Source organism: Nesterenkonia populi, assembly GCF_007994735.1.
Lineage (GTDB): Bacteria > Actinomycetota > Actinomycetes > Actinomycetales > Micrococcaceae > Nesterenkonia > Nesterenkonia populi.
Genome location: NZ_VOIL01000001.1, coordinates 1,030,526 through 1,042,350, shown reverse-complemented (window position 1 = coordinate 1,042,350; position 11,825 = coordinate 1,030,526). Strand labels below are relative to the sequence as shown.

6 protein-coding genes are annotated in these 11,825 nt (G+C 70.4%); 3 read left to right on the top strand and 3 right to left on the bottom strand.

Going from position 1 to position 11,825, the window contains the following annotated elements; translation table 11 throughout:
* Nucleotides 1–60 precede the first annotated feature (60 nt).
* The 3 genes from FWJ47_RS12240 (at nucleotide 61) to FWJ47_RS04875 (ending at nucleotide 4,355) form a co-directional block, all read left to right on the top strand.
* The gene (locus FWJ47_RS12240; protein ID WP_246126167.1) at nucleotides 61–1,593 is read left to right on the top strand and encodes a phosphotransferase; all 1,533 of its coding nucleotides are present in this window, start codon (nucleotides 61–63) and stop codon (nucleotides 1,591–1,593) included.
* A gap of 111 nt (nucleotides 1,594–1,704) precedes the next feature.
* Nucleotides 1,705–3,027 carry an MFS transporter gene (locus FWJ47_RS04880; protein ID WP_246126166.1) on the top strand — a complete coding sequence of 441 codons (1,323 nt, stop codon included), beginning with the start codon at nucleotides 1,705–1,707 and terminating at the stop codon, nucleotides 3,025–3,027.
* A gap of 104 nt (nucleotides 3,028–3,131) precedes the next feature.
* The gene (locus FWJ47_RS04875; protein WP_246126165.1) at nucleotides 3,132–4,355 is read left to right on the top strand and encodes an MFS transporter; all 1,224 of its coding nucleotides are present in this window, start codon (nucleotides 3,132–3,134) and stop codon (nucleotides 4,353–4,355) included.
* 10 nt (nucleotides 4,356–4,365) lie between these two features.
* Here FWJ47_RS04875 and FWJ47_RS04870 read toward each other — a convergent pair whose 3' ends face one another.
* From FWJ47_RS04870 to FWJ47_RS04860, 3 genes are read right to left on the bottom strand one after another with little or no spacing between them, the layout of a single operon-like run.
* Nucleotides 4,366–4,788 carry a hypothetical protein gene (locus tag FWJ47_RS04870; protein ID WP_147104896.1) on the bottom strand — a complete coding sequence of 141 codons (423 nt, stop codon included), beginning with the start codon at nucleotides 4,786–4,788 and terminating at the stop codon, nucleotides 4,366–4,368.
* A gap of 24 nt (nucleotides 4,789–4,812) precedes the next feature.
* On the bottom strand, nucleotides 4,813–8,460 hold the full coding sequence (locus FWJ47_RS04865) for an ATP-dependent helicase (RefSeq protein WP_147104894.1): 3,648 nt from the start codon (nucleotides 8,458–8,460) through the stop codon (nucleotides 4,813–4,815).
* Nucleotides 8,457–11,735 carry a PD-(D/E)XK nuclease family protein gene (locus tag FWJ47_RS04860; protein ID WP_170228484.1) on the bottom strand — a complete coding sequence of 1,093 codons (3,279 nt, stop codon included), beginning with the start codon at nucleotides 11,733–11,735 and terminating at the stop codon, nucleotides 8,457–8,459. The genes FWJ47_RS04865 and FWJ47_RS04860 overlap by 4 nt, the downstream gene beginning before the upstream one ends.
* Between the last annotated feature and the right edge of the window lie 90 nt (nucleotides 11,736–11,825).

Genomic DNA, 11,825 nt, shown 5'->3' with positions numbered 1-11,825 from the left:
CCCGTGCCGCACCCGGCGTTTCAGCAGTGCACGACGACGCCGCGCTCCTAGGCTTGCACCGTGCAATGGACATCGATGGAACTGGCGGCGCTGGCCACACGCGCAGTGCCGGGGCTCTCCCCCACCGGGGTCGCCGCGGCCGCTGACGACGCGCGCGACTTCGCCTCCGCCGTCGTCGTCGACACCGCCGAGAACCGGTGGCGGGTCCGTGCGCCCCAGCACCCCCAGGCCGCCATGCGCCTGGAGACCGAGGTTCAGGTGCTGCGCGGCTTCTCCACCTCGATCCGCGCGGAGCTTCCCTTCCGCGTGCCGAGCGTGGCCGGAGCCGCACGGGTGGACGAGATGCGCGTGTTCGTCTACAACCACCTGCCCGGCAGTGCCCAGCCGCTCGATGAGCTGGTCGACGCCCCGGAGGGGCTGATCGATGACGTAGGCCGCACGGTCGCCGCCGTGCACAGCCTCACCGAGGCGGTGGTGGACCACGCGGAGCTGCCCCGCTACTCCGCGGAGCGGCTGCGGCAGCGCCGGCTCAACGAGCTGGACAACGCCGCGGCCACCGGGGAGGTGCCGGCCCAGCTGCTGCGCCGCTGGGAGCACGCCATGGAGGACAAGGGGCTCTGGGAGTTCACCCCCACCGTGGTGCACGGTGACCTGCACGAGGACAATCTGCTCGTCGAGGGTGAGCGGGTGGTGGCGGTCACGGGATGGACCGACCTGCACCTGGGAGACCCGGCGGGGGATCTCGCCTGGCTGATCTCATCGCCTCGGCAGAGCTTCGCCGACTCTGTCACGCAGGCCTACCGCAAGCACCGCGCCGAGGCGGACGCGGAGGCCGACGAGCACATCCTGCAGCGCGCCGCCCTCGCCGCCGAGTTCTCCCTGGCCCAGTGGCTGGTCCGCGGCAAGGCCGAGGAGAACGAGGACATGGTCGCCGAGGCCCGCGAGCTCCTGGAGAAGCTGGCCTCCGACATCGAGGCCTACGGCGGCCGGGAGATCTCCGCCACTCCGATGGAGGGTGAGGAGCCCGCGGCCGCTGACCGGCAGGACTCCCAGCCGGTGGTCCGGGCCGGGTCCGCAGCGACCGTCGCCGGCTTCGGCGAGCCCGACGACGACGGCGAGCCCGCGGTCATCACCGACGCCGACACCTCTGCCGCATCCGCAGCCTCCCCGGAGGACGAGGACCACCCCACCGACAAGGTCGCGCCGGTCCAGCCGCGGCACGGCCGTCCGGCCGACGAGGACCCTCCGACCGAGGAGATCCCGGCCTACCTGGACGACTCCGAGTTCGACACCGGCGAGGCCCCCGCCGTCGACGAGTCTCCCAGCACCGGTCCGCTTCCGATACGGGCCGACGCAGCCAGCGAGAAGCGTGCCAAGCAGAAGAACTTCTTCCCCAGCTCCGCCTCCTCCGCTTCCTCCGCCGGCTCTGCCCGGTCAGCAGAATCTGCCCGATCAGCCGGCTCTGCCCGGTCTGCGGGATCGGCCCGATCGGCTCAGAGCCCCGCGGAGACGGATGAGCACGACGAGGCCGCGACATCGGCCTCAATCTCGATCTATGATCGTCACCCGGGCCTGCGCCCGCCCGGCGCCTGAACAGCGAGTCAGGCCCTCCGGAAATTTTCCGGCGCATTTCGCGTTGGAGCTATTCGTGTCGATGGCGACACCCCTTGCCGATTGAAGCCGTTTTGAAGGGTCGAGCCAGACATGACCAAGACCAGCAAGCCGAACCAGACCGTCCAGGAGCCTGAGACCTCCGCGATCGGGCCGATGACCAGCCCGATCTCCATCCTCACCGGGTCCATGCCCGCGGTGACCGGGTCCATGCAGGCTGTCAGCGGTCGCGGCGGCCCCCAGTACTCCCCCAAGCAGATCGTCGTCGCCATCATCGCCCTGGCGATGGGCGGCTTCGCCATCGGCGTCACCGAATTCGCGATCATGGGTCTGCAGCGCGACGCGCGTGCTGATCTCGGCATCAGCGAGTTCGAGGGCGGCCTGCTGATCTCCTTCTACGCATTCGGAGTGGTGCTGGGCTCCCCCGTGCTGGCGCTGATGGGCGCCCGCCGGGAGCGGAAGTCCTACGGGCTGTTCCTGCTCGGATTCTTCGCCGTGGCCCACCTCCTGAGCTTCATCGCCCCGAACTTCGAGATGATGCTGGTCTCGCGATTCCTCTCCGGGATGCCGCACGGCGCCTACTTCGCCACCGCCGCGCTGATCGCCGCGCATATGGCGGGCCCCACCAGGCGCGCCCAGGCGATCGCCGTCGTCCTCTCCGGACTGACCATTGCGAATATGGCCGGTGTGCCGCTGGTGGTCTGGCTGGGCCAGCTCTGGGGCTGGCGGGCCATGTTCCTGGTGGCCGCGCTGGTGGCGGTCGGCACCATGATCGCCGTGGCGTTCGCCGCCCCGCGTCAGCCCGCAGCCGCCGGAGCCTCCATCTCCGCGGAGCTGAAGGGCCTGAAGAACCAGCGGCTCTGGGTGGGCGTCTTCCTTGCCGTGTTCGGGTTCCTCGGGATGTTCGCCGTCTACTCCTTCATCGCTGACATTGCAGTGGACCTGGCCGGGTTCGGCGAATCGAGCCTGCCGTTCATCACCTTCGTCTTCGGCACCGGCATGGTGATCGGAACGTTCGTGGGCGGCTGGCTGACCGACAAGTCCGTGCTGTACACGGTGCTGGGCATGGCGATCGCAGTGGCGATCTCGATGACGCTGTTCGGCCTCCTTGCGGACATCGGCTGGATCATGGTCGGCCTGCTGCTGCTGCTCGGCTCCGCCTCCGCCGGCCTCGGTCCGGCAATGCAGACCCACCTGATCGACACCGCCCCGAAGGCGCCGCAGCTGGCGGCGACCTTCCAGCACTCGGCGTTCAATGCCTCCAACGGCCTCGGCGCCCTGTTGGGCGGCCTCGTCATCGACATGGGCCTGGGCCTGCGCGCCCCTGCCTTCGCCGGTGCGATCTTCGCGGTGCTGGGCGTCGTCGTTACCCTGTATGCGATCCACCTGACCAAACGAGAAGGACTGAAGGTCTGAACACTCCCCAGGAGCCCGAGGGCTCACATCAGCCCCGCTCTGAGAGCACAGCCTCGCCGCACCCCGCCACAGGCGGGGCTCCCCTCATCACAGGCTCCGTGCCGGTGGTCACTGGGGAGGTCCCCGTCAGCGGTGAGGGGCCGGAGTACTCGCCGAAGCAAGTGGTGGTCGCGATCATCGCCCTGGCCCTGGGCGGCTTCGCCATCGGAGTCACCGAGTTCGCGATCATGGGGCTGCAGCGCGAGGCTGTGGCTGATCTGGGAATCTCGATCTCCCAGGGCGGGATGCTGGTGACCTTCTACGCCCTGGGGGTGGTGTTGGGCTCGCCGGTGCTGGCACTGCTGGGCGCGAAGCGGGAACGGCGCTCCTTCCTGCTGATGCTGCTGGTGCTGTTCATCGTTGCGCACATCATCAGCTTCTTCACCGCGAGCTTCGAGCTGATGCTGGCGGCCCGGTTCCTCTCCGGGCTCCCGCACGGCGCCTACTTCGCGGTGGCTGCGCTCATGGCCGCCCAGATGGCGGGCCCGGCCAAGCGTGCCAAGGCGATCGCGACGGTGCTGTCCGGGCTGGCTATCTGCAACGTGGTCGGTGTGCCTGCTGTGACCTGGCTGGGGCAGATGACGCACTGGCGTGCGATGTTCCTGGTGACCGCTGTGCTCGCGGTGGTCACGATGCTGGCGATCGTGTTCTTCGCCCCGAAGCAGCAGCCTCCGGAGGGCGCGTCGCTCTCCGGGGAGATCCGCGGACTTGCGAACGCCCGGCTCTGGGTCGGCATCGCGATGGGCGTGGTCGGGTTCTCGGGAATGTTCGCCATCTACGCGTACATCTCCCACATCGCTGTGGACGTGACCGGGATCGCCGAGTCGGCCCTTCCGGTGGTGGTGCTGCTGTTCGGCGTCGGCGGCCTGATCGGCAACTTTGTGGGCGGCTGGATGTCGGACAGATCGGTGCTGTGGACCGCGCTGATCGCGATGGTGCTGGTAGCGGTGTTCATGACCGCTTTCGGACTCTTCGCGCACATCCCGTGGCTGATGGTGACGCTGCTGGTGCTGGTGGGCATCTCCGCCTCGAGCCTGGGCCCCACGCTGCAGACCCACCTGATCGACGTCGCTCCGAAGGCTCCCCAGCTGGCTGCGACCTTCCACCATTCGGCGTTCAACGCTGCGAACGCGATGGGCGCGTTCGTGGGCGGCATGGTGATCGACCTGCAGATCGGCGCCGAGCCGCTGCGCTCCCCCGCCTATGCGGGCGCGATCTCAGCCACGGTGGGCGTGCTGATCACCTGCGTGGCGATCCGGATGGCCCGCCGCGGCGGGCACCCCGTCTGACTGGTCGGCCTCAGCCCTTCAGCTGCTGCTGCATCTGGGTCATCAGGACGAACAGCTGCGGCAGGAGCCGTTCGAGGCGCTCCTGGGCGGGCACATCCCCGGGTTCCCCTGCGACGCAGATCAGGTCGAAATAGACCTGTCCCTGATGGTCGAGGACGGCGCGGCCGCGGGCCCGGATGGTCATGTCGTCGAACTGCTGCTTGACCGTGACGCCCTCCAGCTGCGCGGCCTCGGCGGTGACCGGCTCGGCCGGGCGCCCGACGAGGTGGATGCGCTGGGGCACCACACTCGCTGTGTTCCGGATGACGTACTCGGTGTCCTCCACCTTGACGGCAATGTCGTTGAAGGGGCCTACGGTGTGGCTGAGGCCCTTGGCCTCCAGCGCGGCGGTGAAGCGTGTGATCCAGGCAGCGTTCGTCGTGATGGCAGACATGCCCAGCACCCTAGCTGAACTGTGTCATGAGCCGAACGCAGCGCGCGCCTGGATGATCAGGCGCTCCAGCTCGTCCTCTGACTGCAGTGCCTCGGGCGTGATGGTCCTTCCCTGGTCGAGGTAGACGAAGTGGGCGCTGATCTGCTGCGCCGGGATGCCGTAGAGCCTGCTGAACGCGAGCCGGTAGACGGCCAGCTGCAGCTGCTTCTGCTGCAGGTCCTTGCCGGTCGGGACGCTGCCGGTCTTCCAGTCGACGAGGTCCCAGGTGCATTCGGCCATCCTGGCGTTGCGCTCAGCTTTGGGGAGCCGCTCCCAGCGGTCGTAGTCGGCGGTGCCGAGCTGCTGACCGTCGGGTCCGGTCCCGAACACGGCATCGAGCCGGCCCCGGAGGGTGACCCCGGCCAGTGAGGCCTCCACAGCGATCTCCATGGCGTAGACCTGCCGCTGGGCCCAGGGCGTGGCCCGGAAGTTCTCCTTGACCGTCTCCAGGTCGAAGATCACTTCGAGGTCCTTGTCGGCGCTGACGGCGTCGTCGATCTCGGGGAAGGGCGCGGTGGCCTCGAACTGCTGCTCCACCCAGGCGTGCACCACGGTGCCGCGGCGGGCCGCGCGGGACGGGCGCCGAGGCACCGGCCGACGGACCTGCTCGGCGACCTCCGCCGGGTCCTGGGCGAGGGCGATGAGCCTGGAGGCGCTCAGGTGCTCGGGCAGGGCGGGACGCCGGGCGCTGCGCCGGGCGAGCTCGGCCCGTCGGATCACGTGCTGGACGCGATCTGCCCAAGGACTGTCGGTCCGTGGGATGTTCTCGGAGGGCGCGGTCCCGCCGCCCATCTCGGCCTGGGCCTGCCGGACCAGCTCTGCGGCCTGCTCCAGGGCGGGGCGGCGGGTCTTCGGCAATGGTCGGCGGGTCTCGAGCTCGACGTACTGGTCGATGGAGGTGGGGTCCTGAGGGTCAGCCTCCACGTGCTTCACGCGGCGCACGGGGACCTCGGCGAGGGGATCATAGGGCCATTCGGCGACCTCGAGCTGCCCGGCGTCGGGGTTCTCGGGCTTGTCCTCAGCGTCGTACTCGTACCAGTTCAGCCGTGTGAAGCCTTCTCCGTCAGCGTCGGCATCTGCCCGGCGGATGTCTTCGAGGAACTCGGAGGGCTCTCTGCCTCCGGCGGACCCGTAGAAGCTCGCGCCGGTGCACAGCAGCAGACGGCGGGCGCGGGTGAAGGCGACGTAGGCGAGGCGGCGCTGCTCCTCGCGGGCGAAGGAGGCGCAGTCCTCCTTGAACACGCCGCCCTCGTACTTCTTGGAGCTCGCGGCACCGGCGGAGCAGGCCCAGAGCTGGGCGGTCTCCTGGTCGGAGTCCCACTGGGGAATGGACTCCCGGTCGCCGCGCAGCGGCCAGGGCAGGTTGGCCTGGCTGTTGAGCCAGTTCTGGGCGGCCGCCCTGCGCTGCGGGAACTTCTCCTCCCGCAGTCCGGCCACCGCGACCACGTCCCATTCGAGGCCTTTGGAGGCGTGGACGGTCAGCAGCTGGACGGCGCCGGGGACGGGGTCCTTGGGGGCCTGCTCCAGGCCGCGCTCCTGGGCTGCTGCGGCGTCGAGCCATGTGAGAAATCCGCGCAGGTCGGTGGGGTCTGCCCCCGAGGCATAGGCCTGGGCCTGCTCGATGAACGCGTCGATCTGCCGGGTGGCGTGGTGCTGGGCCTCCCAGGGGCGGGAGGCGACTTCCACGTCGAGGCCGATGTGCGCGACGAGACGCTGGATGAGTGTGCCGAGGTCGAGGCCGACGAGGCTGCGCAGAGCCCGGAAGTCGTCCTGGGCCCGCAGGAGGCGGGCTGCGCCGGTCTCGCTGAACCCGTACTGGTCGGTGAGCCGGGCGGTGTCGGCGGGCAGCGAGTCGATGGCTTCGATGAGGCTGGAGAGCTCGTCGACCTCCAGCTCGGAGGTCGGCAGACGCTCGGCATCATGGGGCTCGTCCTCGCCTTCGGGGACGGGCCGGCGGCGCCGCCGGTTCTGCAGCCCGGAGGCGTACCGGCCGAGGGTGCGGAGGTCTCTGGGGCCGAGCCGGTACCGGGCTCCGGCAAGGATGCGGATCATGGCATCGGAGCGCCCCGGGTCTGCGAGCACACGGAGGTGAGCGATGGTCTCAGCCACCTCGGGGACATGGATGAGGCCGCGCAGGCCGAGCAGCTCATACTCGAGTCCGGCCCGGCGCAGCCGCTCGGCAATGTCGGCGAGCTGGCTGTGGGTGGGGGCGAGCACTGCGCAGGACGGCGGCTTCTGCCCATGCTTCCGGGCGTTCTCCATCTCTTGGGTGAGGTGGGCGGCGATGGTCTGCGCCTCGTCCGCGTCGGTGGTGAAGAACCCGTACCGGACTTCGCCGGTCCGCACTCTGTCCTGTGGGAGTATCCCGGCGGCGTCGGGGGTGCGCAGGGGGCTGAGCCTGCGCCTGAGGTGAGCGGTGGAGCGGTGCCAGCGCTGCTGGGGGTTGTGCGCGTCCTGGGTGAAGCGTTCCACCGCGGTGTTGGCGACCCGAAGGATGGCCCGTCCGTTGCGCCACGCGACGGTGAGCTGCCGCAGCCCCGCGGGTGCCCGCTCACCGGTGACCGGGTCCACGGTGGGGAACCGGTGGGAGAAGTCGAAGAGCTGGCCGGCGGAGGCGCCGCGGAACCCGTAGATCGACTGGTTGGGGTCGCCCACGGCGGTGACCGCGGTGCCGGACCCTTCGCCGTAGAGCTTCGCGAAGAGTTCCAGCTGAGCGTAGGAGGTGTCCTGGAACTCGTCGAGCAGGACGAGCTTGTACTTGCTGCGCTCGGCAGCCGCGGCGGCGGGCACGGTCTGGGCGATGCTCACCGCATGGCGCAGCAGGTCGCCGAAGTCCATCAGCCCTTCGGCCTCTTTGGCCTGGTGATATCGGCGGACCAGCTCGGGCAGCTCCCCGCGGGTGCGCAGCAGGTCCAGCAGGCCCTGCTCCCCGCTGGTCAGGGGCTTTGCCTTCTGCTCGGAGAGACGCTCACCGCGGGCGAGCTCCCCCTGGAGGTATTCGGCGACCTGCTCGGGCGCGACGAGGTGCTCGGCGCAGTCTCCGGCGAGCGTGAGCACCTGGTTGGGGAGGGTGGAGGCAGCGGTCCCAGCGTCGACGAAGGCGTCGCCGCGCTCGTAGCGCCGGACCAGCGGGGTGATGAGCTGCCAGGCGGCGGCGTCACCGATGAGCTCGACCTCCGGCTCCAGGCCTATGTGCATCCCGTACTCGGTGACCAGGGACTGGGCGTAGGAGTGGTAGGTGGAGATGACGGGGGAGACGAGCCCCTGGGCGTCGAGCACGACATCATCCTCGAGGGTCCCCTCCGGGATGAGGGTGCTGCGGTCGAGCAGCCCGGCCTGGACGAGCTGGGTGAGCTTGGCGACGACTCGTTCGCGCAGCTCCCCGGCGGCTTTGCGGGTGAAGGTGACGCCCAGGACCTGATCAGGCCGGAGGATGCCGTTGGCGACGAGGTAGACGACCCTGTCTGCCATGGTGGCGGTCTTGCCGGAGCCTGCTCCGGCGATGACCAGCGCCGGCTCCAGGGGCGCCTCGATGACGTCCTTCTGCTCAGGCGTGGGCGGGTCGGCTCCGAGCCGCTCGGCGATCTCCGCGGAGGTGTACTGGGGTGAGGGGCGGGGGGTGTGGAGGCTCATGGCTGGGTGACCTGCTTGTTCTGCTCAGCGAGGGGGCTGAGCGGGCCGGGGCTCTGGCCGGGCCCAGTCCAGCCTCCCCCGGGGCTGCGGCGGGCGGCGAAGCTGGCTCCGGTCATCGCTTCCGCGGCGGCATGGAGCATCCGGTGCGGCCAGGCGTGGGGGTTCTCCAGGGGCGCTGCGTCCTGCTCACGGGTGGTGGGGTTCTTGTTCACCCCGACGTAGAGCAGCGCGGCCTTTTCCAGGGGCGCCCGCAGGTTCTCAGGAAGGTCTGCGTGGGCGAGGAGCAGCTGGTAGGTGCCGAGCTGGGCGTGCCGGGCGGTGGCCTTGGCGCTGGCCGCGCTGCGTCCAGTCTTCAGGTCGATGACCCAGAGAGTGCCTTCGAGGGTCCTTTCGATGCGGTCGATCATGCCGCTGATGACGACCTCACGCTCTCCGCCGGACAGCTGCAGCGTGGTGGCCGCAGCGGCTTTGAGCTCGACATGAGCCAGCTCGCGGGCGGCCCCGGCCTCCCGGTGGTAGTCGGCGAGCTGCCGGAGCATGTCTTGGGCCCGGGCCCATTCGGCCTCGGCCTGCCACCCGGGCTCGAGCCTGAGCTGGTCCCACCGGGCGGCGAGCGCCTCGCTGAGCCTCTGCGGGTCAGTCTCTTCGGGGTGGGCCTCGGCGACTTCGTGGATGAGAGTGCCGAGCATTCGGCTGAAGTCGGTGGGTTCGGTGCCGCCGGCTTCGGCGGTGAACCAGCCGAGGGGGTCCTCGACGGCGCTGCCGACGCTGGAGGGAGATACGCGCACCTCTTCCTCGGGGTCCAGGATGGGCCCCTCGGTGCTGAGCGGCTGGAGGCCCCACCAGTGGCTGGGGTCGGCTCCGCTGATGCGGTGCTCAGCGAGGGCGGCGAGCGCCTGGGCGGCGTCGTGGTCCTCGCCGTGGGTTTCGAGATGGCGGCGGAGCTGGGCCACGAGCCGGGGGCCGGTGAGGGGGTCCGGGGCGAGGCTGGCCGCTGGGGCGCGCTGGTGGGCGGGGGCGATGAGGTCGAGGAGCATGCTGGGCCGCTCCTCCTCGGACTCCACCGCGATGGCGAAGATGCGGGCGCGCGCCCGGGATGCGGAGGCCGCGAAGAGCCGGTATTCGTCCTGGAGGGTGCGTACGCGCCTGACCAGGTGACTGCTGTCTTCGGGCGCCGTGCCGTGTTCTACGGCGTCGACGAGGTCGGTGCTGGCGAGCAGCTGGCCGCGGGGTCTGAGGTTGGGCCAGACGCCTTCCTGCACCCCGGTGAGAATGACAGTGTCGAATTCGCGTCCTGCGGCGGTGGCGGGGGTGAGGATGCGCACGGCATCTTCGGGGGCCGAGCCTTCGGCGAGGGTGTCCATGGGCAGTTCGAGCCGGTTCATGTGGTCGGCGAAGCTGGCGGCGAGTGCCCGGGGGTTCTGGTCAGCGAATCGTTCGGCGGCGTGGAAGAGGGCGAGGACGGCGTCGAGGTCCTGATCGGCGCGTCCGGCTTCCCACCCGGTGCCGCGGGTGGTCTCCGCCCAGCGTTCGGAGACGGCGGCAGCTTCCCAGGCGGCCCAGAGGACTTCTTCCGGCCCGGCGGCTTGGGGAGCTGCCTCGACCACGTCGCGGGCGGCGCGGACCATCCGGGCGATGCGGCTGATCCCGTAGGCGATGCCGGGGAACTCGTCGGCGACGGCGCGCAGCACCGGTGACTCGGGGCTGCTGCCGGCTTCGAGGAGGAGCGCGTCGGATTCTCGGGGCGATTCGCCGGTCTGCTGGGCGCGGCGCCGTTCGGCCTGGCGCAGCAGCTGTCGCAGCCTGCGCTGTTTGAGCGGGTCAGTGTCGCCGTACCGGCTGCTGAGAAGCTCGATGAGGTCTTCGAGCGGCACCTGCAGGCCGGTGCTCTGCTCGGGATCCGCGAACGGGACGGTATGGGCGGTGACGAGCTCGAGGATCCGCAGCAGGGGGGCGACGGCGGGCTCCTGCTTGAGCACTCGTTCGCTCATCGGCTGGAGCACGGGGATGCTGTGGGCGCGGAGGACCTGGCCGAGATGGTGGGCGGCGGCCCCGTTGCGGGCGATGACGGCGATCTCTCCGAAGGGAACATGGGCGTCGTCGTAGCGGTCGAGGATCTCGGCGATGACAGCCTGCTCGGCAACATGCCCGCTGGCTGCGGTGACGGCCTCGGCTGCCTGGGCGGCGCTGCCCCTCTCGGCGGAGCTCACCTGCTCGTAGGGCCTCCGCAGCTCGGCGGGGCCGACCGCGCCGATGCGTTGGACGGTGCGGGTGTAGATCTCGCTGAGGCCGGGGCTGAGCCGGTGGCTGGTGCGCAGCGTAAGGGTGCTGGCCTCGCTGCCGGGCAGGCCGGCAGCGGCGTCGGGCTGCATGGAGCCGGCCTGTCCGAAGGCTGTCCACGGGCGGAGCCTGTCGGGCCGGGCACCTCGGAACCCTTGGACGGCGGCGTCCGGATTCGCGAAGGCGATGACCGCGCGGCCGGCGCCGATGAGCCGCAGGAGCCGGAAGGTGCTGGCGCCCGCCTCCTGGAGATCGTCGACGAGGATGAGCTGGAGGCGCTCACGTTCGGCCCTGAGCAGCTCGGGGCTGTCCCGGAGGAGCTCCACGGCGGCGTTGATGAGCCCCGCGGGGTCGAAGGCATCGGCGTAGGCGGGACTGTCGAGTGCTTCCCGGTACCGGCGATACACCTCGGCTCCGGCTTCCCATTCGGGCTTGCCGTGCTGCTGGCCGAGCGCGGTGAGCTGTTCGGGGGTGATGCCGTGCTCGGCGGTGCGGTCGATGAGCTCGCGGATCTCCTTGCGGAACCCGTCGGCGGAGGCGGCTTCGGTGAGTGAGCCGGGCCAGTGCTCAGCCTCCGCGGTGTCCATCTCGGCGAGGATGTCGCGGATGATGCGGTCCTGCTCGGCCCCGGAGAGCAGCCGGGGCGCGCGGGCGGCGAAGCTGAGGATGCGGCGCCGTCGTGCTTCCCCGAGGAGCCAGAACGCGTAGGAGGCGAACGAGCGGGAGGGCTGGTCGCTGAGCGCGGCGTCAGGTGCCTCTGCCGCCCAGCGACTCTCGATGCGCTCCCGCAGCCCTGCCGCAGACGCGCGGGTGGGTGAGAGCACCAGCAGCCGCCGGGCGTCGTGGCCCTGCGCGAGGAACCGCAGGGCGAGCTCCTCCGTGAGGCTCGTCTTCCCGGTGCCGGGCCCGCCCCAGGCCAGCAGAGGGCCGTGCCCGGTGCCCAGCAGCTGCAGGACCTGCTCCTGGTCGGCGTCCCGCACAAGCCTGTCAGTCATCTCGCCCCTCCTGGATTCTGCCGCCTCTCTCATCGACCACCACCGTAGCGGGAGCCTCTGACATCGACCGCGGCAGCCCCGCTCCGGGGC

Excerpts from the sequence above, each read along its gene's own strand:
- FWJ47_RS04865 (WP_147104894.1), bottom strand. The coding sequence starts at position 8,460 with ATGAGCCTCCACACCCCCCGCCCCTCACCCCAGTACACCTCCGCGGAG.
- FWJ47_RS04880 (WP_246126166.1), top strand. The coding sequence starts at position 1,705 with ATGACCAAGACCAGCAAGCCGAACCAGACCGTCCAGGAGCCTGAGACC.
- FWJ47_RS04860 (WP_170228484.1), bottom strand. The coding sequence starts at position 11,735 with ATGACTGACAGGCTTGTGCGGGACGCCGACCAGGAGCAGGTCCTGCAG.
- FWJ47_RS04870 (WP_147104896.1), bottom strand. The coding sequence starts at position 4,788 with ATGTCTGCCATCACGACGAACGCTGCCTGGATCACACGCTTCACCGCC.